This is a genomic window from Chloroflexia bacterium SDU3-3, assembly GCA_009268125.1.
In the GTDB taxonomy this organism is placed as follows: Bacteria; Chloroflexota; Chloroflexia; order Chloroflexales; family Roseiflexaceae; genus SDU3-3.
In genome coordinates this window covers 239162-261974 of sequence record WBOU01000008.1, presented here as the reverse complement: position 1 = coordinate 261974, position 22813 = coordinate 239162, and the positions used below count along the sequence as shown (strand labels likewise).

General features: G+C 65.2%; 18 protein-coding genes. 13 read left to right on the top strand and 5 right to left on the bottom strand.

Annotated features, from left to right (window positions below; genetic code table 11):
• Positions 1-1438: 1438 nt before the first annotated feature.
• The 4 genes from F8S13_15715 to rfbC all read right to left on the bottom strand — a co-directional run bounded on the left by F8S13_15715 (position 1439) and on the right by rfbC (position 6258).
• Entirely contained in the window at positions 1439-3145 is a 1707-nt protein-coding gene (locus F8S13_15715) for an alpha-L-arabinofuranosidase (GenBank protein KAB8142428.1), read from the bottom strand.
• A gap of 168 nt (positions 3146-3313) precedes the next feature.
• Positions 3314-4318 (bottom strand): NAD-dependent epimerase/dehydratase family protein, encoded by a 1005-nt coding sequence (locus F8S13_15710; protein ID KAB8142427.1) that lies wholly within the window; start codon positions 4316-4318, stop codon positions 3314-3316.
• Positions 4315-5436, bottom strand: a complete 1122-nt coding sequence (locus F8S13_15705; protein ID KAB8142426.1) for a DegT/DnrJ/EryC1/StrS family aminotransferase — start codon at positions 5434-5436, stop codon at positions 4315-4317. Before F8S13_15705 ends, F8S13_15710 begins: the two co-directional genes overlap by 4 nt.
• A gap of 291 nt (positions 5437-5727) precedes the next feature.
• Positions 5728-6258, bottom strand: coding sequence for a dTDP-4-dehydrorhamnose 3,5-epimerase (gene rfbC, locus F8S13_15700; protein KAB8142425.1), 531 nt, complete (start codon positions 6256-6258; stop codon positions 5728-5730).
• 216 nt (positions 6259-6474) lie between these two features.
• On the opposite strand from rfbC, the gene F8S13_15695 reads away from it, so the two are divergent.
• The 13 genes from F8S13_15695 (at position 6475) to F8S13_15635 (ending at position 20872) form a co-directional block, all read left to right on the top strand.
• Complete coding sequence (locus F8S13_15695) at positions 6475-7482, top strand: glycosyltransferase (GenBank protein KAB8142424.1); 1008 nt, start codon at positions 6475-6477, stop codon at positions 7480-7482.
• Between the two features lie 198 nt (positions 7483-7680).
• Positions 7681-8991 carry a hypothetical protein gene (locus F8S13_15690; protein ID KAB8142423.1) on the top strand — a complete coding sequence of 437 codons (1311 nt, stop codon included), beginning with the start codon at positions 7681-7683 and terminating at the stop codon, positions 8989-8991.
• Positions 8992-9279: 288 nt separating this feature from the next.
• Complete coding sequence (locus F8S13_15685; GenBank protein ID KAB8142422.1) at positions 9280-10377, top strand: glycosyltransferase family 4 protein; 1098 nt, start codon at positions 9280-9282, stop codon at positions 10375-10377.
• 14 nt (positions 10378-10391) lie between these two features.
• Positions 10392-11525: a glycosyltransferase family 4 protein gene (locus F8S13_15680; protein KAB8142421.1), complete on the top strand. Its 1134-nt coding sequence runs from the start codon at positions 10392-10394 to the stop codon at positions 11523-11525.
• The gene (locus F8S13_15675) at positions 11522-12709 is read left to right on the top strand and encodes a glycosyltransferase (GenBank protein ID KAB8142420.1); all 1188 of its coding nucleotides are present in this window, start codon (positions 11522-11524) and stop codon (positions 12707-12709) included. Before F8S13_15680 ends, F8S13_15675 begins: the two co-directional genes overlap by 4 nt.
• 293 nt (positions 12710-13002) lie before the next feature.
• Complete coding sequence (locus F8S13_15670) at positions 13003-13695, top strand: exopolysaccharide biosynthesis polyprenyl glycosylphosphotransferase (protein ID KAB8142438.1); 693 nt, start codon at positions 13003-13005, stop codon at positions 13693-13695.
• Between the two features lie 51 nt (positions 13696-13746).
• Positions 13747-15261, top strand: coding sequence for a WecB/TagA/CpsF family glycosyltransferase (locus F8S13_15665; protein ID KAB8142419.1), 1515 nt, complete (start codon positions 13747-13749; stop codon positions 15259-15261).
• Positions 15262-15302: 41 nt separating this feature from the next.
• A complete protein-coding gene (locus F8S13_15660) occupies positions 15303-16985 on the top strand; it encodes a nucleotidyl transferase (protein ID KAB8142418.1) in 1683 nt (560 codons plus the stop codon).
• A gap of 37 nt (positions 16986-17022) precedes the next feature.
• Entirely contained in the window at positions 17023-17361 is a 339-nt protein-coding gene (locus tag F8S13_15655; GenBank protein ID KAB8142417.1) for an STAS domain-containing protein, read from the top strand.
• A 22-nt stretch (positions 17362-17383) separates the two neighbouring features.
• Positions 17384-18901 (top strand): PP2C family protein-serine/threonine phosphatase, encoded by a 1518-nt coding sequence (locus F8S13_15650; protein ID KAB8142416.1) that lies wholly within the window; start codon positions 17384-17386, stop codon positions 18899-18901.
• A 3-nt stretch (positions 18902-18904) separates the two neighbouring features.
• On the top strand, positions 18905-19333 hold the full coding sequence (locus F8S13_15645) for an ATP-binding protein (GenBank protein ID KAB8142415.1): 429 nt from the start codon (positions 18905-18907) through the stop codon (positions 19331-19333).
• A gap of 21 nt (positions 19334-19354) precedes the next feature.
• Positions 19355-19744, top strand: coding sequence for a response regulator (locus F8S13_15640; GenBank protein ID KAB8142414.1), 390 nt, complete (start codon positions 19355-19357; stop codon positions 19742-19744).
• A gap of 237 nt (positions 19745-19981) precedes the next feature.
• A complete protein-coding gene (locus F8S13_15635; protein KAB8142413.1) occupies positions 19982-20872 on the top strand; it encodes a methyltransferase domain-containing protein in 891 nt (296 codons plus the stop codon).
• A 75-nt stretch (positions 20873-20947) separates the two neighbouring features.
• Here the strand turns inward: F8S13_15635 and F8S13_15630 are convergent, their stop codons facing one another.
• Positions 20948-22426, bottom strand: a complete 1479-nt coding sequence (locus tag F8S13_15630) for a hypothetical protein (protein ID KAB8142412.1) — start codon at positions 22424-22426, stop codon at positions 20948-20950.
• Positions 22427-22813: the final 387 nt, after the last annotated feature.

Below are 22813 nucleotides of genomic sequence, written 5' to 3'. Positions count from 1 at the left end.
CCTGACCTTCTGCCACTTCCCCCTGACCTTCTGCCACTTCCCCCTGACCTTCTGCCACTTCCCCCTGGCCTTCTGCCACTTCCCCCTGGCCTTCTATCAATCTACGCGACATTCTCTTCATCTACGCGTCGTTTTATGACACATGATGCCTATGGTTCAGCATGAAATGATGTCTCCACACAATGTCGCTTTTTCGGACGGGCACGAGACCTGCCCCCCACATGGTGTCACGTTTATAGCACTGGGCCTGTTCTTCATACATGATGGTGGTTCTGCTTAGTTGGTGGGTGGATGCCCTGCGCGGGCGGCGCACAGGGGCCAGCCCCCTCACATGGTGTCACTTTGTATGGTTTTCTGAGGCGTTGTTGACGAAACGGCGCGTTGCCGTTAATTCGGCCAGGGTATGCCTTCGTGGAATAGTGAGTCTTCGTGGATGGTGGTGCATGCCCTGTGCGGGCGGCACCAAGGGCTCCGCGCCCTTGGAACCCCGCCAGGGGCATCGCCCCTTGGAACCCCAATTTGAAGCGTTCCGATGCCGAATGCTGGCCGCTGATGTTCGTGCATATGGCCAGCAAAACATCAGCAGCACCTTCGCCGCATGGGCGGAGTGGGCGGGTAGGCTATGATCATGGTTTGGTGCATGATGCATGATCGGCTGGGATTGGCACGCATAATGATGCGTTTCGCCGCTTCCGAATGAGTCATCTAGAAAAGTGACACCATGTGAGGGCTCCCCCCCTCACATGATGTCACTTTTGCAACGTTCCCAGGTCTGTTTGGCAACCATGTGGGATCGATGGCTGTGAATCATCACATTGCCGTCATCGCCCCTCGACCCGATGCCCGCAATGATCCACAAGGGGTGTAGGGGCGGGTCTGGTGCCCGCCCCATCGCGATACGCCGCGTTCATCGTACCCTCATCCGATGCATGCGGCGTGTCCCGATGCGCTCCGCGCCGTGGTTCATCGCATACATCGCACGGTATTCGATGAACGCGATGCCCACGGCGTGGGCGGGCACCAGACCCTCCCCCCACATGGTGTCACGTGTAGAGCGCTGGGCCTGTTCTTCATACATGATGGTGGTTCTGCTTAGTTGGTGGGTGGATGCCCTGCGCGCTCGGCGCACAGGGGCCAGCCCCTGTGAACCCCGCCAGAGGGCGTGGCCCCCTTGGTACCCCCAATGTTCGGCGTTCCGATGCCATCCCTTGGCAGCTGATGTTCGTGCATATGGCCAGTGTGCACGAGCAGCACCTTCGCCGCATGGGCCGGGTGGGTAGGAGGCATGGTGGCCATTGTCGACATCGCCCCCTACCCGATAATCCCAATAAAACACCAGAGACGATGGGTGGATTGTATGGCCACCCCATCGTCTCTGGTGTTCACCTCGCGCCTTCGCGTCTTCGTGGTATTCGTCGCTTGCGCTCCCTTGGCCGGGCTAGCTGGCGGGGGCCAGCCGCACCAGCGTGACGGAGAAGGGCGGAAAGGTCATGTCGAGCGAGCCGCTGGCCTGGCCCAGCGCCGCCGAGGGCGCGTCGGAGAGGTCGTCGGCGGGGTCGGCCACGCCGTTGAAGCTGGCCTCGGTGGCGCTTAGCGAACTGGCCTGCACCACATCGGCGCTGGCGGTGCGGGGCGATGGGTCGCCCTCCAGCTGCACGGGCGCGGCCAGCGCCTGGGCGGTGGGGTTCACCACCAGCACGGCGATAGTGCCATCTTCGGCGCGCGAGGCGTAGGCGTGCAGCCCGCCCTGGCCCTGGCCCTCGCCCGCGCTCACCGGCAGCAGCTCCTGGCCCATGCGGCTCCACAGCGGGAAGGCGTAGTAGGCGGGCTGGCGGGCCAGCGTGTCGGCGTGCAGCAGGCCGTAGTCGGTGCCGCTGTCGGCCTGGCCGTTCATCAGATCCCAGTGGTTGGCGATCGCCACACCGCTCTCGGCCAGCTGACCGATGGTGTCGACGGTGTAGAACAGGTTGACCGCGCGGCGCATCAGCTGGCCGCTGTCGCCATCCTGGAACGCCACGATGTTGTACTCGGTCACGGCCATCGGCGTGTCGCCCAGCTGCTCGCCCAGCGACTGCGCCAGCAGCGGCCAGGTGGAGAGCGGCTGGCGCGCCACGTCGGATGTGTCGGTGGGCGGCTGGTTGTAGCCGTAGTGGTGTACGATGTAGAAGTCGAGCTTGCTGCCCGCCGCCTTGATCACCTCGCTGCCCCAGTTCGACCAGTTGTCGAGCGACTCGTTGCCGACCGCGCCGACCTTGATGGTGGGGTCGATCGCCAGCATGGCGGCGCGCACCTCCAGGTAGCCCTCGTGGCGGCTCTTGCCGCTGCCGATGCCCTGCACATACTCGCTGCCGTCGCAGGTCCACACGTCCTCCCAGCCCGCGCTGGTGCAGTCCTTGCCCTGCTTGCCGCCGTACAGCTCGTTGCCGAACTCCCACAGCTTGATCTCGGCTGGATCGGGGTTGCCGCCCTCGCTGCGCAGCGTGGCCCAGTCGCCCACCGTCTTCCAGTCGCGGCCCCGCACATCCACACCGATCTTGCGCTTGTCGCCCACCTTGCCGTTCGCAAAGGCCACCAGGGCCGCCGCCTCCTGCGCGGTGCTGTTGGCCGAGACCGTCCACATGCCCTGTGCGCCGGTGGCCTTCAGGAAGGCCAACATGTCGCTGGGCCGCGCGGCGAAATCCCAGGCGCACTCGGGCTGCTGCTGCTCGCAGGCCAGCCAGTCGTAGTGGTTGCTCCAGCTGCCGCCGGGCAGGCGGATGACGCTCACGCCGCTGGCCTTGGTGCGGGCCTGCAGCCTAGGGTCGGCCAGGCGCTTGGGGCCGAGCCAGGCGGGCAGGTTGGTGCCCAGCAGGCGCGGGTCGATCGGCGTGGCCTTGCCGGTGGTGTCCACCACGATCGGCTCCGCCGGGACCGCCGCCACAGTGGGCTGGGGCTGCGCGGTAGGCCCATCCTGGGCGGCGGCGGTGGGCGAATCCTGGGCGGCGGTGGGCTGGGCGTCGAACAGGTGCGACGAGTCGCGCAGGAAGGGCGTGGCCGTGGGGCCGCTGGGCGCGACGGTGGGCGCGGGCGCGGCGGCGGGCGTGCCGCAGGCGCTCAGGGCCGCCAGGGCCAGCGCATATGAGAAAAGCTGGGGGTGTAGCCGCATTGCTGTGCTCCTTAACCGCTATGGTGTGAGGGGGTCGCGTGCTCAGCCAGATCAAAACGGTGAGCGCGTAGTAGGTCACAATGTATCGGGTGTATACCCAATAAGACAGCAAAAGGCGCGGCATAGTTTCACCCATGCCGCGCCCGCCATCCGCTCAAGCAGCAGCGCCTACCAGTAGTGCTCGCGGTGCTGGCGGTAGAAGGCCAGCGTCAGCGCCAGGCCCTCGCGCAGGGGCACGCGGGGCCGCCAGCCCAGCCGCCCCTGGATGAGGCGGTAGTCGCCGTAGTAGTCGCCGATGTCGATCGGCTTGCGGTCGGCGGGGTAGGGGATGATCGCGTAGCGCCCGCCGCCGTTGATCTCCACCGCCAGGGCGGCCAGATCGCGCAGGTTGATCGTCTCGTCGCTGCCCAAGTTGAAGATCTGGCCGTGGGCGCTGGGGTTGGCCGCCGACAGCAGCAGGGCGTCCACGCAGTCGTCGATGTAGGTGAAGTCGCGGATCTGCATGCCGTCGCCCCACACCTCGATCGGCTCGCCATCGATCAGGCGCTTGATCCAGATGCCCAGGAACGTCTGCCGCGCATCCTTCACCCGCATGCGTGGGCCATAGGTGTTGGTCAGCCGCAGGGCGCAGGCGCTGATGCCGTACACATTGTTGTAGAGGATGTGGTACCACTCGCCGGCCATCTTGTTGATGCCATTGACATCGGTCGGGTGCACCAGGTGGCGCTCATCCACCGGCAGGTAGTCGGGCTTGCCGTAGATCTGGCGGGTGCTGGCGTAGACCAGCTTGGCCGCCGGGTTGAAGCGGCGGCAGGCCTCCAGGATGGAGAGCTGAGCGCGGCAGTTGATGTCCAGGTCGGTGTAGGGGTCGCGCATCGAGTCCATATGGCTGGTCTGGCCCGCCAGGTTGAACACAAAATCCTTGCCCTGCACCAGATGGTTGATCGAGTACTGGTCGCGCACGTCGGCGATGTTCACCGTCACCCGCCCATCCAGCCCAGCGATGTTGAACTCGTTGCCGCCGTACTCGGGGATGAGCGAGTCCACCAGGGTGACGTGCGCGCCCAGGTCGACCAGGCGGTGGGCCAGGTTGCTGCCGATAAAGCCCAGCCCGCCGGTGATCAGCACCCGCGCGCCGGAGAAGCGCTCGCGGATCTCGTCTGCGATGCTCATGCGCCCACCCCCTGGCGCACGGCGGCGGCCACCTCCTCGGCCTCCTCGCGGGTCAGCTCGGGGAACATGGGGATGCTAAGAATCTGGCTAGCCAGCTGCTCGGTGTGTGGCAGCGCGCCGGGGGCGTAGCCCAGCTCGGCGTAGGCGGGCTGCAGGTGGGTGGGGAAGGGGTAGTGGATGTCGCAGCCCACGCCCGCGCCCAGCAGGTGCTGGCGCAGCGCGTCGCGGCCCGCTGTCTCCACCACATACAGGTGGTACACATGGCCCGCGTCATCGGCGGGCAGGCCCAGCGGCGCGCCAGCCAGCAGCTCGCGGTACCACGCGGCCCGCTCCTTGCGGGCGTGGTTGTCCTCCTCCAGGTGGCGCAGCTTCACGCGCAGGATGGCGGCCTGCAGCTCATCCAGCCGCGAGTTGCGCCCGCCCAGTTCGCCGGTGAGGTACTTGCTCGACCAGCCGTACATACGCAGGCGGCGCAGGCGCTCGGCCAGGGCCGCGTCGTCGGTCAGCACCGCGCCGCCGTCGCCCAGCGCGCCCAGGTTCTTCGAGGGGTAGAAGCTGAAGCAGGAGAGCACGCCCCACGCGCCCGCGCGGCGCACGTGGCCCGCCGCATCGTAGGCCCACGCCCCGTGGGCCTGGGCGGCGTCCTCCACCACGGCCAGCCCGTGCTGCTGCGCGAAGGCGCAGATCGCGGGCATGTCGGCCAGCCGCCCGTAGAGATGCACCGGCATCACCGCCTTGGTGCGCGGCGTGAGCGCCCCAGCCAGCGCGGCGGGGTCCATAGTGTGGGTCGCGGGGTCCACATCCACCAGCATCGGCGTGGCCCCCACCTGCAGGATGGCCGAGGCCTGGTACATGCAGGCGTTGGCCACCGTGATCACCTCGTCGCCGGGGCCGATGCCGAGGGCCGCCAGCGCCAGGTAGAGCGCCTCGGCACCGCTGGCCACGCCCACGCCGTGGCGCACGCCGCAGTAGGCCGCAAACTCGTGCTCGAAGGCATCCACCTCGTGGCCCAGCACGTACCAGCCGCTGTCGATCACGCGGGCCACCGCCGCATCTATCTCGCGGCGCATCCGGGCCTGCTGCCGCCGCAGATCGCCAATAGGGATATGTATATTCATATGCGGGCCTTTCTTCCTACCGCCGCCGGGCACCCCGACGCCGCAGCGGGCAGCAAGGTGCGGCGGTGCGACAGCCCTCTGTCGCACGCGCGATGGCAGCAGCTTGGTATCGTCATCATCGCACAGATACTACCATTTTTTCAGGCCGCACGAATCGCCAGAAAAGATGAAGTTTACACAAATGCTGCCCGTTTGAGCTTCCGCAGATCGCCAAGCTCAGGTATCATGAGCGTGGGCGGCGGGCAAAAGAAGGCATGGCGGCCATGCCTTCTCTCGCGCGGGCGGCGCGCCCTACTCGGCAAACGCGGGCCAGGCCAGGTCGCGGTCGTTCATCATCTCGATCGGCAGCGGCCACGTGATGCCGAAGGCCGCATCGTCGTAGCGCACCCCGCCCTCGGCGCTGGGCGCGTAGACCTGCGACACTAGGTACATCACATCGCTGTTGTCCTCCAGCGTCTGGAAGCCGTGGGCGAAGCCCTCGGGCACATACAGCGCGCGGTGGTTGTCGGCGGTCAGCTCCACGCCGACCCAGCGCTTGAAGGTGGGCGACTCGGGCCGCAGGTCGATGATCACATCGTAGATCGCCCCGCGCACGCAGCGCACCGTCTTCACCTGGGCGTAGGGGTCGCGCTGGAAGTGCATGCCGCGCAGCGTGCCGCGCAGGCGGTTGTACGAGAAGTTGATGTCGACCACATTCGGGTTCAGGCCCTGCTGCTCAAACTCGGCATGCGAGAACGCGTGGGCGAAGAAGCCGCGCTTATCCTCAAACTTCTTGAGGTCGATCACATAGGCATCTTTTAGCTCGGTTGGGGTAAACAGCATACGCCGATCTCACCTTTCTGATCGGCTGTGCAGGCCGCACAGCCTCGTATAGAACGATTAAGAGAACCACCAGCGTCTAAGTATACCCAAGTTCTCGCCCGTGGCTGCAGGTGTCAGTTTCGTTATCTGCGCTCGGCTCGCTGTTCAAAGAATGCTTATTTCCGCCCTGTATGGTAGCGGCGGCAGCATAGAACCAACTATGGGAGTATCCCACCGATGATCGAACTGAGCGTTGTCATCCCTACCCATAACCGCCTTGGGCAGCTCAAACGTGTGCTCGACGCCTTCGCGCGCCAGACATACCCGCTCGACGCTGTCGAGTTCATCGTGGTCTCCGACGCGTCTACCGACGGCACCAGTGCCTTTCTACAGGGCTACCAGGGGCCGCTCAGGCTGTGCCCGCTGCTCCAGGAGCACGGCGGCCCGGCCAAGGCCCGCAACAACGGCATCGCCCACGCCAGCGGCGCGCTCATCCTGTTCGTGGATGACGATGTGGTGCCCACGCCCACGCTGGTGGCCGAGCACATGCGCCTGCACCAGGCGTCCGGCGGCCCGCTGGTGGTGCTCGGCCCCATGCTCACCCCCGACGATTTCGCCATGGAGCCGTGGGTACGCTGGGAGCAGGCCATGCTCATGAAGCAGTACCGCGCCATGCAGGAGGGCAAGTGGAAGCCCACCGCCCGCCAGTTCTACACCGGCAACACCTCGCTGCGCCGCGAGCTGGTGGTGCGCGCGGGCGGCTTCGACGAGAGCTTCCGCCGCGCCGAGGATGTGGAGCTGGCCTACCGCCTGAACGAGCTGGGCGTGGAGTATGTGTTCAACCCCAGCGCGGTGGGGCTGCACTACGCCATCCGCAGCTTCCGCTCGTGGATGGAGATCCCCTACGCCTACGGTCGCAACGACGCGATCTTCGCCACCACCCGCGGCCAGACCTGGATCGTGCCGAAGGCCCGCGAGGAGTTCGGCGAGCGCAACCCGCTGCTGCGCCTGCTGGTGCGGCGCTGCCTCAACCGCCCGGCGGCCAGCGGCGCGGCCATCGCCCTGCTGCAGGCCGCCGCCAGCGCGGGCAACGCCCTGCGGCTGGGGCCGGTGGGGCGCTTCGCCTACAGCGGTATCTTCAGCCTGCGCTACTACCAGGGCCTGATCGACGGCCTGGGCAGCGAGGCCGCGCTCTTCGCGCCAGCGCCGCCCGCCGCCGACACCTCGCCCCTCACAACGAAGTGAATCTCACCCGCCGATGGTCTGTTCGCCCAGCGACCGCACGCGCCAACGCCGCGAAGGCCGATGTCGCGAAACAGGATGCGTCACTCCCAGCCTCAGCCTACTTGCCATGACCATCCATCATAGGTAGCTGCTCATCACCGGACATCACACCGCACACACAAGGAAGATGTACAACTATTTATGACCACCAAGCATTCCATGGCCACACGATCGAGCGCCCGGGGTCGCCATCTGAGCTGGGGGATCCTCGCATGGGTGCTGGCCGCAGCCATCGGCGCTGCCGCCGCCGCCGAGCTGCGCGGCGGCCACCTGGCCCGCGCCCAGAGCCAGCAGCGCAGCCTGTTCATGCCGTTTATCGCCTCACTCGGCCCGCTCTCGGGGCTGCCGACGCCCGGCTTCACCGAGGGCTTCAGCATCGCCACCAGCGCGCCCCGGCGGTGGAAGCCCGACGACTGGGACATCACCGTGCACCGCCGTGAGCCGACCGACCAGTACGAGCACGCCATCCAGGCCAGCCACGGCCCCGACTGCGGCGCGCCGCCCGCAACCCACAGCATCCAGAGCTTCAGCGACGCGGCCTACCTGTGCAAGAATCACCTGATGACTTCGATCTACGCATCCGACTACGGCATGGTCTATCTCACCCCAAATCGCATGGTCGATTTCTCCAAGGGCGAGGCGGTCATCCGCTTCGAGATGTCGACCGAGCGCACCTCGCTGCGCGACTGGGTGGATGTGTGGATCACGCCCTACGACGAGAACCTGCAGCTGGCGCTGGAGGACTGGCTGCCCGATGGCAACGGCGAGCCGCGCAACGCGATCGAGATCCGCATGGACTCGGCGCAGGACAATGGGGTCACCAAGACCACATTTATCGGCAAGCGCATCGAGAACTTCAACAGCACCACCTTCGGCACCAACGGCTGGACCGGCTACGAGCAGTTCCTCACGCCCGACGCCAAGCGCCGCGACCTGTTCGAGCTGCGGATCACCCGCAGCCACATCAAGTTTGGCATGCCCGACTATAACTTCTGGTGGATCGACGAGGCTATCGACCCGCTGGCCTGGGACAAGGGCGTGGTGCAGTTCGGCCACCACTCGTACAACCCGCTGAAGGGCTGCGAGAGTACCTGCACGCCCAACTCGTGGCACTGGGACAACTTCACGATCGCGCCGGTGGTGCCGTTCACCATGATCCACGCCGACCGCAGCATCGTCTCGCCCGCCAACGCGGCCACCCCGGTGCGATTTGCCAAGCCCGCGCCCGCCGACGCCCGCCTGCGCTTCACCGGCCTGAGCGACATCCAGGTGAGCTTCGATGGCGGCGCAACCTGGGCCGATGCCCAAAAGCAGCAGCAGGAAAAGTACCTGGCCGATCACTTCCAGTCGTACTGGACCCCCATCCCCGCCGGAGCATCCAGCGTGCTGTTCCGCAGCAAAGACCCGAGCCAGACCAGCTGGAAGACCTGGATGGTGCGCGACCCCTCGATCTGGGCGCGCTCGTCGTAGCCCAGCAGCCCCGGCCTGCTGCCCCCAGCGGGCGGCGGGCCGGGGATTACGATCCAGCATCCGAGATAGCCAGCCAGAACTGACCGAGGCGCTTGCGCGACGCGCTATAATTGGCATGATGCAGCATATTCTTGGCTGCCCATTCCCAAGCGCACCCAGTACCCGAAAAATGACGTTTATCTCATCTCGCTTCACAGCAGATTCAACAGGCTGACATATGCGGCTGGTATACATCGGGGGCGCAGCGCAACTTGGCATGTGCGCAATCAGATGAATAGAATAGGCGCTATGACCAGTTACACCATCGGATTCATCATCGAGCAGGCGTTAGGCCATATCACGCACACCAAGAATCTCCAGGCCCATGTGCCTAGCGATCCCGAGATCCGCGCCCTCTGGGGCCTCATCCCCTTCGAGGTCTCGGGGCTGGGCGCGCGCATCCCGGTGTACAAGAGCAACTGGACGGTGCGGGCCGGCGTGCGCGCGCGCCAGCAGATCAGCGCCATGGCCCACCAGGCCCCGCTCGACGCGCTGTTCTTCCACACCCAGGTGCCCGCCGTGCTCTCGGCCTACTGGGTGCGCCGCATCCCCAGCGTCCTATCGCTCGATGCCACACCCATCCAGTACGATCAGCTGGGCGAATCCTACGGCCACCAGCGCGGCAGTAGCGCGGTGGAGCAGTGGAAGTGGCGGCTCAACCGCGACTGCTTCCGCGCCGCCCGCCACCTGGTGACATGGAGCGCGTGGGCCAAGCAGGGGCTGGTGGATGACTACGAGGTGCCCGCCGAGAAGATCACGGTCATCCCGCCGGGTGTCACCACCGCCGCGTGGCAGCGGCCCGAGCCGCGCGCGCCGCACCCCGGCCCGGTCAAGATCTTATTTGTGGGCGGCGACCTGCGGCGCAAGGGCGGCATGCTGCTGGTCGAGTCGTTCCGGGCGCTGCGTCACCTGGGCGTCGAGCTGCACCTGGTGACCAAGGACGACCTGCCCGCCGAGGAAGGCCTGTTCATCTACCACGGTATGCAGCCTAACAGCCCCGAGCTGCAGCGGCTCTACCACCAGAGCGACATCTTCTGCCTGCCCACCAGCGGCGACTGCCTGCCCATGGTGCTGTCCGAGGCGGGCGCCGCCGGGCTGCCCAGCATCTCCACCACCGTCGCAGGCATCCCCGAAATCATCGCCCAGAACGAGACGGGGCTGCTGATCAGCCCAGGCGACCAGCAGGGGCTCACCGACGCGCTGGCCACCCTGGTGAAGGACGAGGCCATGCGGCTGCGGCTGGGCCAGCAGGCCGTGGCCCGTGTGGCCCACAACTACGACGCCGAGCACAACGCCCACCGCCTGCTCGACCTTTTAAAACGCGAGGCCGCAGCGGCCAAGAGATAACGGAGTATCGCAGGATGGCGAAAGTTCTACTCACCATCTCCGGCAACATCGCCCCCGATACCGCCGAGCGCATCGCCAGGGGCGAGCGCCCGCGCGCCGACTACTATATGCTCGGCCAGGCTATGGACGCCGACCTGATCGACTATGCCGAGGCGCGGCGACGCCACCCGCGCATCGGGCCGCTGCTCGAGCGCGTGGGCGGGCCAGATCTGTTGCTGGCCTGGGCCTGCTTCGCGGCCCGCGCGCGCTACCAGGCGATCTTCACCGACGGCGAGCAGGTGGGCATTCCGCTGGCGCTGCTGCTCAAGCTGGCCGCGCCCTTCGGCAAGCGCCCCAGGCACCTGATGATCGTGCACATTCTGTCGGTCAAGAAGAAGATGCTGTTCTTCGACCTGTTTGGCATCCAGAGCCACATCGACCGCTTCCTGGTCTACGCCACGCGCCAGAAGGAGTTTATCGAGCAGCGCTGGAAGGTCGCGCCCGAGCGCGTGGTCTTCACGCCGTTTATGGTGGACAGCCAGTTCTTCGCGCTGGGCCAGGTCGAGCCGCACCCCACCGTGCCGCCCACGATCTGCGCCGTGGGGCTGGAGGCCCGCGACTACCGCACCCTGCTGCAGGCCGTGGATGGCCTGCCCGCCCGCGTGGTGATCGCCGCCGCCAGCCCCTGGTCCAAGCGCAGCGATGAGACCGAGGGTGCCGCCATCCCCCAGAACGTGAGCGTGCAGCGCTTCTCGCAGTACGATCTGCGACAGCTCTACGCCGACAGCCAGTTTCTGGTGATGCCCCTGCACGATGTCGAGTTCCAGGCCGGCGTCACCGCCATCCTGGAGGCCATGGCGATGAGCCGCGCCGTGGTGTGTACCCGAACACCCGGCCAGACTGACGTTGTTATTGATGAGCAGACGGGCATCTACGTGCCACCATCCGATCCGGCGGCGCTGCGTAGCGCGATCGAGCGGCTGCTGGCCAGCCCTGGGCAGGCCATGGCCATGGGCGCGGCTGGCCGCGATCGGATCGAGCAAGCCATGAATCTCGACAGCTACGCATCCCGCCTAGCCCAGATCGTCGACCAGACGCTCGACCCTGTGGGAGCGGTACCATCGCGCGACGCCACGCCCGCCAGCGCTGGCAGTGAGAGAGAGCCATGACCACCCTACTGCTGATCCTGCTGCTGATCGCCGAGGCCGCCTGCGCCCTGATCGTCGACTACCTGCTGATGCTGACCATCGCCGCGTGCTTCGCCGCGCGCACCACCGCGCTGGCCCGCGTGCAGGGGCAGCGCCGCTTCCTCATCCTGGTGCCCGCCCACAACGAGGAGCAGCTGCTGCCCAGTACCCTGGAGAACCTGCGCGCGCTCGACTACCCCAAGGATCGCTACGCCGTGCACGTGGTGGCCGACAACTGCAGCGACGCCACCGCCCAGGTGGCCCGCGACGGCGGCGCAGTGGTGCACGAGCGCTTCGACGACACCCTGGTGGGCAAGGGCTACGCGCTCCAGTGGCTGCTCCAGCGGCTCTGGGATGCGGGCGAGCCGCACGACGCCATCGTGATCATGGATGCCGACTCCATCCTGTCGGCCAACTTCCTAGCCGTGATGAACGCGCGGCTGGCGCGCGGCCAGCAGGCCATCCAGGCCTACTACGCCGTGCGCGACCCCGAGCAGTCGTGGAGCGCCAGCCTGCGCTCGGTGGCGCTGGCCGCGCTGCACTACCTGCGCCCCCAGGGCCGCATGGTGCTGGGCGGCTCCACTGGCTTGAAGGGCAACGGTATGGTCTTCGCGGCGGATGTGGCGCGGCAGCACCCCTGGCCCGCCTCGCTCACCGAGGACATCGAGTACCACATGGCGCTCATCCTGAGCGGCCAGCGCGTGGCCTTCGCCCCCGACGCGGTGGTGTGGGCCGAGATGCCCAGCACGCTGGCCGCATCGCGCAGCCAGAACGCCCGCTGGGAGGCGGGCCGCGTCGAGATGGTGCGCCGCTACGTGCCCCAGCTGCTGCGCGAGTCGCTGCGCCGCCGCAGCTTCATGCTCTTCGACGCGGCGGTCGAGCAGCTCATCCCGCCGTTCTCGCTGGTAGGGGCGGCGGCAGTGGCATGCCTGATCGCCGCCGCGCTGCTGCAGAGCGCGCTGGCCATCGGCGTCGCTGCGGCGCTGGTGCTGGGCATCGCCATCTATGTGTTCGCCGGGCTGCTGCTGGCGCGCATGCCGCTGCGCGTGTACCAGGCGCTGCTCTACGCCCCGTTCTTCATCATCTGGAAGGTCTATGTCTACATCCGGGTGCTGGTGGGGGCCGAGCGGCGTGGCTGGGTGCGCACCGCGCGCAACGACCCATAACATATTGCAACCAGGATGCATCGGCTTTGATCTTCTCTTGCCCGCAACGATGCGGTATGCTCTGCATAAGAACGCCTAACCTCATCATGAACAAATCTTCATATGTATCAGAAGCGTAAAAAGGCGTTTTTTCATCTTGATTCGGTACAACAAGAGATACACTTGCGAGAGATTCGGAAGAGTGGAGGAGCACCGAGGTGACGCACCAGCACGAGCAGATCGAACCCGTCGACAGCCCCAGCCCAGCGCTGCCTGCTATCTCGGCACCGCACGCCGACCCCAAGACCGAGCGCATGATCGAGATGTTTGCCCAGCGCCGCTTCCAGAGCGTGCGCGCCAACCAGCGGCTGCGCGTGGCCATGGTCATGCGCGTGCTGCGGCTCAAGCTGGTGGGTCGGCTCAAGCGCATGCTGGATGTGGCGGTCGCGTGCGTGGCGCTGGTGTTCGCGCTGCCGATCATGGCCATCACCGCGCTGGCGATCAAGATCGACTCGCCTGGCCCCATCCTGTTCCGCCAGACCCGCGTGGGCAAGTGGGGCGAGACCTTCCCGTGCTACAAGTTCCGCTCGATGTATATCGACGCCGAGCAGCGCAAGGCCGAGCTGGCCGCAAAAAACGAGGCCGATGGCCCCGTGTTCAAGATGAAAAACGACCCACGCATCACCAGGGTCGGGCGGATCATCCGCAAGATCAGCGTGGACGAGCTGCCCCAGCTCTTCAACGTGCTCAAGGGCGAGATGAGCCTGGTGGGGCCACGGCCAGCGCTGCCCAAAGAGGTGGCACAGTACACCTTCGATCAGCTCCAGCGCCTGAATGCGGTGCCGGGCATCACCGGCCTGCAGCAGGTCTCGGGGCGCAGCGATGTCGATTTTAAACGCTGGGTCGAGCTCGACCTGCAGTATATTGCCGAGCAGAGCATCTGGAAAGATTTAGAGATTCTGGTAAAAACCATCCCAGCAGTACTTTTGAGCAAGGGCGCGTACTAGCAAACCGCCCGCTCCACAGTCCCGGCGATGGGCAGAAGGAAATAGCCAGCTATGCGTAAAGTTCTGATACTTCTCGGGGTTCCCGTTGACGATCTGACCATGCCCGAGGCGCTTGATCGGATTGAGTCATTCATCGCGACAAGCCGCGCTACTGGCAAAACCCACCAGATAGCCACGGTCAATGCCGATTTTGTCGTCAACTCTCTACGCGATCCCGAGCTGCGCCGCATCCTGCAAGAATCCGACATGGCCACCGCCGATGGCATGCCGCTGGTCTGGGGCAGCCGCCTGCTGGGCGTCTCGCTGGAAGGTCGCGTCACCGGGGCCGATCTGGTGCCCGCCCTCTGCGAGCGGGCCGCCCAGCGCGGCCTCTCGGTCTACTTCCTGGGCGCGCGCCCCGGCGTGGCCGCCCGCGCCGCCGAGATCCTGTGCGAGCGCTACCCTGGGCTGCGCGTGGCCGGCATCCACTCGCCAGCCAACCGCCCGCTGCTGGAGATGGACCCCGAGATCATCGATCAGGTGCGCGAGGCCAAGCCCGACATCCTCTTCGTGGCCTTTGGCAACCCCAAGCAGGAAAAGTGGATCAGCATGCACGCCCGCGCGCTGAAGGTGCCGGTGAGCGTCGGCATCGGCGGCACGCTCGACATGATCGTGGGCGTCACCCGCCGCGCCCCGCTGTGGATGCAGCGCTTCGGGCTGGAATGGGCCTACCGCCTGCTGCAGGAGCCGCAGCGCCTCTGGAAGCGCTACGCGCTGGACATGGTCTACTTCAGCTACTTCTACTTCTGGCAGCTGCTGGCCATGCGCCGCACCACGCCCAAGATGAGTATCCTGCCCGCATCCGACACAGTGCTGGTGGGCAACACGGCCGTGATCAGCGTCAAAGGGCGGCTCGATCGCGGCAACCAGGCGATCTTCATCCAGCAGGCCGAGCAGGCCCTAGCCACCACGCCATGGCTCGTGCTCAACCTGGCCCAGACCGAGTTTCTCGACAGCTCGGCGCTGGGCACCTTCGTCACGCTCTCCAACCGCGCGCGCTCCTACGGCGGCGGCCTCATCCTGGCCGATGTCTCGGCACCGATCATGCAGCTGCTCTCGCTGGTCAAGCTCGACCGCTTCTTCGAGATCCAGTCCAACATCGAGGGGGCGATCCAATCGCACCACGAGTCGACCGTCGCCCCGATCGAAAAAGTGCAGGTTCAATCCGACTGGCAGGTGCTGGCCAGCCCGCGCATGCTGGATGCCTCCACCACGCCGGGCATGATCGACGCCGCCCGCAAGCTGCTGGAGTCCAACCCGCGCCTAGTGCTCGACCTCAGCCAGACCAGCTTTATCGCCAGCGCCGGGCTGGCTGGTATGATCCAGCTGAACAAGATCGCGCAGGAGCACGGCGGGGCGCTGCGCGTGGCTGGAGCCACGGGCGATACGCTCCGCACCATCCAGCTGGTCAAGCTCGACCTTGTGCTGGCAATCTTCAGCGACCTGAGCACGGCCACCAGCGCACCAGCAAAGCCAACGATGGCGATGGCAAGCTCGTCCAACCCCCACGCCTCGGTAAGTAAGTGATCTCCCGCGCGTCGGCGCGGCGATATCTCGATGGAAGTGCTATGCGCATCATTCTTCTGGCAACCGATGAGCTGGAGCAGCTCGCGCCGCTGACAGGCAGCACGCCTGCCCCGCTCATCCCGATCGTCAACCGCCCCGTCATCGGCATCGCGCTCGAGCTGCTGGCCCGCGCTGGCAACAAGCACGCGCTGGTGAGCCTCTACAACCGCAGCGGCAGCATCGCCTCGTTCGTCAACACCGGGCGGCGCTGGGGCATGCATATCGACTTCCTGAGCCAGCGCGAGCCGCTGGGCAGCGCAGGCTCGCTCCAGTGGGCCGGGCACCTGCTCGACGAAACCTTCGCGGTGATCCCCAGCAGCAGCATCCTCGATATCGACATCCAGGCCGCGCTCGCATTCCACCGTGCGCACGGCGGCCTGGCAACCGCCATCGTCTCGCCGCGCCCGCCCGCCCAGCCCGGGCAGCAGGCCATCGACCCGCAGCAGTTCGCCCTGCCCAGCCGCAATACCGAGCACCCGCCGCTCTATCTCACCGGCGCGTATCTGTTTGAGCCAAGCGTGCTGGGGCTGCTGCCCGCCAGCACCCGCGGCGAGATCGACGCCCAGCTGCTGCCTGCCATCCGCCGCGCCGGTGCCCAGATCCACGCCCTGCCCAGCGATGCCTACTGGAACCCGCTCAGCACCTTCCAGGAGTACCGCGAGGCCCAGCGGGTCTTCCTGCTCAACGCCTACCACGCCGCCGACCCAGCATCGTTGGGCGACACACCCCGGCTGCGCCACCCCTCGGTCGATGGTCGCCAGATCGCCCCCGGCATCTGGGTCGGCCTGAACGACGCCATCCACCCCACCGCCCAGCTGGCCCCGCCGATCTGCATCGGCGACAACTGCTGGCTGGGTCGCGAGGTCGAGATCGGGCCAGAGGTGGTGATCGGGGCCAACGCCGTGATCGACGAGGAGGCCACTGTCGAGCGCACCACGATCTTCGAGCGCACCTATGTCGGTCGGCTGCTCAAGCTCAGCGGCGTGGTGGCCAACCGCTCGACCCTGATCGACACCGAGACCGCCCACTCCACCGAGATCGTCGACAGCTTCCTGCTCTCCGAGATCGGCGTCGAGGGGCCAGATGGCTTCTTCCGCCGCCTGGGCAACATCGCGCTGGCAGCGCTGCTGCTGCTGCTCTCGCTGCCCATCCAGTTCGCCCTGGCCGTACTCGCCCTGCTGTTCCACGGGCGCGCCATCCAGCGCGAGCGGCGCGTGGGCAGCCAGCCGCCCACCCTGCGCAACCGCCAGGAGACTGGGCCGTACCCGTTCGATATGTTCACCCTGGCCCACACCCGCGCCGACGGCAGCACCAGCGCGTTCGGGCGCTGGCTGCGCACCACCCAGCTGGCCTACCTGCCGGCCCTGGCCAACGTGCTGCGCGCCGACTGCGAGCTGGTGGGCGTCAAGCCGCTGCGCCCCGACGAGGCCGAGCGCATCCACGAGTCGTGGCAGCAGAAGCACTACGATCGCCCCGCAGGGCTGTTAGGCGCATGGTATGTGCAGACAACCCCAGAAAGCGATCTCGACAGCGTTCTTGTTGCGGATGCGTACTATGTCTCTACGTGCACGTGGCATGGTGATATACTTCTTATGCTACACTCAGCCATGGCCTGGATGCGCCGACAGTTCCAACGCCAACATACGCCCAAGAGCACGCTGCTCTCCGACACCATACAGCACTAGTGCAAAAACGACCTATTGTAATAAGGAGCAAGACTGAATGGAGATCAAAACACGCTCCGCTGGGGATGTGACCATTTTTGAACTGGCGGGACGCTTTGATAACTACTCCACCCCCGCAATCGCAGAACAGCTTGACCGCCTGGTTCAAGTAGCTTCTCCTAAAATCATTGTCGATCTCAGCGGTGTGACCTTTGTCGACTCTACTGGCCTCGCGACCCTGGTGCAGGGCATGAAGCGCAGCCGCCAGCAGAGCGGCGACCTGCTGCTCTGCGGTCTCCAGCGGTCGGTGTTCATGATCTTCGAGCTGACCCGGCTCGACAAAGCCTTCTACATCTTTGTCGACGAGGCGCATGCCCTACAGCATTTCACAGCCTGAGCGCGTGGCAAGTAGCGAACCTATGCTGACAACCCTGATCAAAACACAGCGCGCTCAGTTTGCCGTACTGGCTCAATCCTGGTTAGAATCAGGCGCGGTCGCCTTCGAGGTGTGGGAAAATGAGACCATGCTGGCCCGCTGGCCCACCAGCGTCTGCCCCGATGAGCCATATCTGATGGCCCAGATCTGGGGCAACGATGACATCCTGGGCGAGCTGCGCATCTATGGGGTCGTAGGCCAAGCCCACGAGACACGCCTCACCTCCGACGCCGCGCTGATCGCCCAGCTCCACCAGCTCGAAGGCGAGCTGCGCTCGATGACCGCCGACCTCGTGGCCAGCCAAGATCAGCTTGTCGCGCTCTACCAGCTCAGCCAGTCGCTGCGCAGCCATGTCAACATCCCGCAGACCCTCCAGCGCGTGGTGGCCGAGACGGTGCGTCTCGCCAGGGTCAAGGCAGGGTTCGCTGTGATGATCCTGCCCAGCGGCGAGCCGCACATCGTGCAGTCGCCGCCCAACAGCATCGACGAAGCGTTCATCTGGCAGATCTTCTGGCAGGCCCAGGCCAGCGAGCAGGATGTGATGCTGGGCAACGAGAGCAACCAGAGCGAGCTGCCGCCCGGGGTGTCCAACCTCTTCTTCACCCCCATCCAGGTGCGCAACGCCCTGAACGCGGGCATCGGCCTGTTCAACAAGATCGGTGCCAGCTTCACCGCCCCCGACGTCAAGCTCATCCACGCGATCGCCCAGCAGTCGGGCGCACATATCGAAAACGTGCTGCTCTACCAAGAGTCGGTCGAGCAGGCCAAGCTGCAGATCGAGGTCGAGCTGGCCCAGCGGGTGCAGCTGCAGCTGCTGCCCCAGCAGCTGCCCAACATCCCGGGGCTCGATATCTACGCCCACTCGCGGCCCGCATCCCAGGTCGGCGGCGACTTCTACGACTTTGTGCACCCGCCCAACCGGCCCTTCATCTTCACCGTCGGCGATGTCACGGGCAAGGGGCTTTCGGCGGCGCTGCTGATGACGATGACCCGCACCGCCATCCACAGCAAAGCCAGCTTTATGCCCAACCCCACCCCCGAGATCGTGATGCGCAACTCCAACGAGGATCTGTACGAGGATTTCACCAAGGTGGGCATGTTCGCCACCGCCTTCATCGGCCAGTACGCCCCCGAGAAGCGCCAGATGCTCTACGCCAACGCCGGGCACTCGCCGGTGATCTACCGCCCTGCCAACCGCCCCGCCGAGCTGCTGCAGGCCGATAGCACGCCGATCGGCGTGCTGAATGTGTCGCTCTGCCGCAACCACATCATCTCGATGATGCCTGGCGACCTGCTTATCATTGCCACAGATGGGTTTACCGATGTACGAAACCAACAGGAAGAGATGTTTGGGTATGATCGGCTGCTCGACCTGGTTAACCGCCAGGCCCATGGCTCGGCCCGCGAGATCGCCACGAGGCTCTTCGACACCATCAGCCAGTTTGGCAGCGGGCACCTACAAGATGATGATCAGACACTTGTCATTATCAAAGGAGTATAGCAGGTGACCCTCGACTATGCAGAGGTTGTGCGGCTTGATCTGCCGGCCACCTACAAATACCTCAATATCTTGAGTGGCTGCATCGCCGAGATCATGAGCCACGTCGATAATATCGAAGATCATGAGGCTTTGGTATATAATTTGCAGCTTGCCGCCCATGAGGTATGCACCAATATCGTTGGCCACGCATATGTCAATACGCAAGGAGGCAGAATCCAGGTGGAGCTGGCGCTGCTCCAGCAGCCGCGGCAGCTCATCATCGAGCTCTCCGACTGTGGCCAGCACTTTGACCCATCGCTTGTGCCCATGCCTACCCTGGATGCCCCCCAGATCCACGGCTATGGCCTGTTCATCATCCAGAACCTAATGGACGAGGTAGCCTACACACCTCGCCCCGAAGGCAACCACTGGCGGCTTGTGAAATACCTATAGCGGTAAAGGCGTGAGGAATATATGGCAACTATTCTTGTTGTAGACGACCACTCCCCCAATCAGCGGCTGCTCAGCTTCATCCTCGAGCAGAACCACTTCTCGGTCGTCACCGCGCTCAATGGCGTGCAGGCGCTTGAGCGGCTCGAAGAAAGCCCGGTCGACCTGGTGGTAACCGACCTGAGCATGCCCAAAATGGATGGGCTAACCCTGATGAAGCATGTGCGCACCGACGAGCGCTACAAGCAGCTGCCGATTGTGGTGCTCACCGCCAGCGGCTACGAGCGCGACCTGGTGCGCGCCAGCAACTCGGGCGCGAACGCATGCCTCACCAAGCCGATCGACTCGCAGGAGCTGGTCTCGCTGGTGAGCCAGCTGGTGGCGCAAAACCAGGGGCCGACCACCAACTCCTAGCGGCCGCCGTAGCGCCAAGAGCATTCAGACCAGCACCAGGGAGCAAGATGAAAGGCAGCGCTCCCTTTTTCATTGCGCCGCCGCTCCCCTTGCGATCCACGGTCGATATGCTACTATAGCGCCAGCATCTTTAGGCATGCCCTGCTGTCGCAATGGTAGACCCTCAACGGGTATGCAGATAGCACCCAACGCGTGTTCTTTTCGCTGAAGCCCTCACTGTAAAACACCGAGCACCATATGGAACAAACTTCAACACCCGCGCGCCCCGGCTACTACCACCTGACCGAGGACGACCACGCCAAGCTCGATGTCCTGCTGCGTAACGAGGCCGACATGGCCTACCGCCGCCGCGCCCGCTCGCTGCTCGACCACCTCGACCTGCACGACGGCGACAAGGTGCTGGACTGCGGCTGCGGTATGGGCGTGTATATGATGATGATGACCAGGCTGCGCAACGTCGAGATCTACGGCGTGGATGGCGACATCGGTCGCCTCGAATGGGCCGAGAACGAGCACGTGGATGCCCGCCTCACCCGCGTCGATATCCACCAGCTGCCCTTCGCCGACAACAGCTTCGACAAGATCCTGATGAGCGAGGTGCTGGAGCACATGGCCGACGACCGCAAGGCCATCGCCGAGGTCTACCGCGTGCTCAAGCCCGGCGGCACCCTGGCGCTCAGCGTGCCCCACGCCAACTACCCGGTGCTGTGGGATCCGATCAACAAGACACTGGAGGCGCTGGGCCTTGAGCCGATCCGCGAACCAGGGATCATCACCGGCCTGTGGAGCAACCACTTCCGGCTGTACCTGCCCCAGGATCTGCGCAGCGTGATCAGCGGTGCGGGCTTCGAGATCGATATTCTTGAGGAGCAGACCCACTACTGCTTCCCGCTCATCCACCTGATCGTCTACAGCATCGGCAAGCCCCTGATCGAGAATAACCTGCTGCCCCAGAACCTGCGTAACGCCGCCGACCGCTTCCGTGGCGAGAAAAACAGCGGCAGCCTGCTGAACCCGATCAACCTTGGCGTGTCGGTATTGCGCCACTTCGACGAGCCAAACAACCACCTGCGCGGCGACGAGCAGACATTCGTCAACCTAGTGCTCAAGGCCCACAAGCCGCTGTAGCATCACGCCCCTCAAACGCACGAAAAAGGCTGTGGCACATGGCCACAGCCTTTCGTATTGCGCTGGCGCGAACAGCTACTTGCGGTCAGCCGCCGGTGTCCACTTCACAGACGCATACCACAGCGCTTTCATCGAGTCGCCAGTCACATCGCTCAGCTCCACATAGGCATCCTGGCCCTTCGCAAAGGTGTAGCGGCCAAGCGAGACCCACTCGCCACCGTGCGCAGCCTGGTCGACCGCCACCTCCTCTACGCCATCGCGGTGCTTGATCAGGTAGCGGGCGCTGCTGGTGCGCGCGGCCTTCACCTCGCACTTGGGGATGTAGACCCGCACCTCGTATGCGGCCTCGGCGGCCAGCTTGGGCTGCCAGCGAGCGGTGTTCTCGCCCTCATCCGGGTTGGTTGTGGTGTAGGTCCAGTGCAGGGTATCCGGCCCACAGCTCGCGGGGCTGTCATACCAGACCTTCGCCCGCACCTTCTGGAACGACTTTGAGTCGACCTGCACCACTACTTCCGACGCCTTCGGCGCTGGCTCTTTTGTCGGTGCGGCGGTCGGCGTTGCCTCAACCGGCGCGGTCGTCGGGGCCTCGGTCGGCGCGGCGGTCGGCACGGGCGTGGCCTCAGTCAGCACGGGCGTCGGCGTCGCCTCAATCGGGGCCTCGGTCGGCACGGGCGTCGGCGTCGCCTCAATCGGGGCCTCAGTCGGCACGGGCGTCGGCGTCGCCTCAACCGGCGCGGTCGTCGGGGCCTCGGTCGGCGCGGCGGTCGGCGTCGACTCAATCGGGGCCTCGGTCGGCGCGAATGTCGGCGGCGTCTCAACCGGCGCAGTCGTTGGGACTTCAGTCGGTGCAGCTGTCGGGGCCTCAGTCGGCACGGGCGTCGGCGTCGCCTCGGCCTCCAGCGGATCGGTGCCCAGCCACAGGAACGTCACCTCGACCACGGCGCGGTCGCCCTTGATCTTCAGATCATCCCACCACACCCCATCGCCGATATCAATCGCCGTTGGGAAGCGCACGCGGCCCTTCTCGGCATAGCCTTTGTTATATTTATCAAAATACGCAGCGTGATCTTGTGGGTATCCCCAAGGGAGATCGCTAAATCGCTCACGCTCTTTATTCCAGTAGTCATCGTGCACATTCCACGGGCCTACATCATACACCGGCGCAACCGAGCTGCGCCCGTTGTAGGTCACGCGCACCATGTACTCGCTCCCCCCGCGCGACGAAAGCGATCGCCACGATGGCAGCGACACATAGTGATCGCGCTTCGTGATGCGGTGCCCGTTGGCCGTGCGACCGCCGACCATACCCATGCGGGTCGCGTGAACCTTGAAGGTGGGGGCCACCGGCGGCACATCTAGCGCCATCAGATCCACCGAGCCAGTCGGCTTCACCGCGATGTCGCGAACGGCCAGCGGGGCAAGGTTGCCAAACATGCGCACGCGGTACTGCACATAGCGCCCAGCCTGGGCAAAATGCACCAGCTCGCCGCTCACGTGGTCGATCTCCCACTCGCCCCAGCGCTGGCCGTCGGGGCTCACACGCAGGTCGAACATGGCCACGCCATCGCTTGGGCTTACCAAGGTGTAGCTGAGTTGCACAGATTGAAGTAGGGAAGAGAAGGCAAGAGGGGAAGATGTATAGATGCCAAAGCGAGAATAGCCAGAGTCATCAATCGGTGGCGGTGGTGCATCGGCATTCAGCCGCAGCTCGCCATCCTGGCTCACTGCCACATTCAGTACTTCCTGGGTATCTGCTGCGCCCTCTAGGGTCCGCTGCCTGGCATCTGCCACACTCAGGGGCATCAGCGTGCTCACAAAGCACACCACTGCAGCCAAGGCAAGCGCACGAACAAGGTGCTCAGGTCTACTCATAAAGTTCCTTCGTCTACGGCTGAGGTCTACAGGGAACATTCAGCCTTCAGGACGAGGGGATTATATCAT

Bases quoted from the DNA above. Each gene is read 5' to 3' on its own strand.
- F8S13_15715 (KAB8142428.1), bottom strand. From the start codon at position 3,145: ATGCGGCTACACCCCCAGCTTTTCTCATATGCGCTGGCCCTGGCGGCC.
- F8S13_15710 (KAB8142427.1), bottom strand. From the start codon at position 4,318: ATGAGCATCGCAGACGAGATCCGCGAGCGCTTCTCCGGCGCGCGGGTG.
- F8S13_15705 (KAB8142426.1), bottom strand. From the start codon at position 5,436: ATGAATATACATATCCCTATTGGCGATCTGCGGCGGCAGCAGGCCCGG.
- rfbC (KAB8142425.1), bottom strand. From the start codon at position 6,258: ATGCTGTTTACCCCAACCGAGCTAAAAGATGCCTATGTGATCGACCTC.
- F8S13_15695 (KAB8142424.1), top strand. From the start codon at position 6,475: ATGATCGAACTGAGCGTTGTCATCCCTACCCATAACCGCCTTGGGCAG.
- F8S13_15690 (KAB8142423.1), top strand. From the start codon at position 7,681: ATGGCCACACGATCGAGCGCCCGGGGTCGCCATCTGAGCTGGGGGATC.
- F8S13_15685 (KAB8142422.1), top strand. From the start codon at position 9,280: ATGACCAGTTACACCATCGGATTCATCATCGAGCAGGCGTTAGGCCAT.
- F8S13_15680 (KAB8142421.1), top strand. From the start codon at position 10,392: ATGGCGAAAGTTCTACTCACCATCTCCGGCAACATCGCCCCCGATACC.
- F8S13_15675 (KAB8142420.1), top strand. From the start codon at position 11,522: ATGACCACCCTACTGCTGATCCTGCTGCTGATCGCCGAGGCCGCCTGC.
- F8S13_15670 (KAB8142438.1), top strand. From the start codon at position 13,003: ATGATCGAGATGTTTGCCCAGCGCCGCTTCCAGAGCGTGCGCGCCAAC.
- F8S13_15665 (KAB8142419.1), top strand. From the start codon at position 13,747: ATGCGTAAAGTTCTGATACTTCTCGGGGTTCCCGTTGACGATCTGACC.
- F8S13_15660 (KAB8142418.1), top strand. From the start codon at position 15,303: ATGCGCATCATTCTTCTGGCAACCGATGAGCTGGAGCAGCTCGCGCCG.
- F8S13_15655 (KAB8142417.1), top strand. From the start codon at position 17,023: ATGGAGATCAAAACACGCTCCGCTGGGGATGTGACCATTTTTGAACTG.
- F8S13_15650 (KAB8142416.1), top strand. From the start codon at position 17,384: ATGCTGACAACCCTGATCAAAACACAGCGCGCTCAGTTTGCCGTACTG.
- F8S13_15640 (KAB8142414.1), top strand. From the start codon at position 19,355: ATGGCAACTATTCTTGTTGTAGACGACCACTCCCCCAATCAGCGGCTG.
- F8S13_15635 (KAB8142413.1), top strand. From the start codon at position 19,982: ATGGAACAAACTTCAACACCCGCGCGCCCCGGCTACTACCACCTGACC.
- F8S13_15630 (KAB8142412.1), bottom strand. From the start codon at position 22,426: ATGTTCGACCTGCGTGTGAGCCCCGACGGCCAGCGCTGGGGCGAGTGG.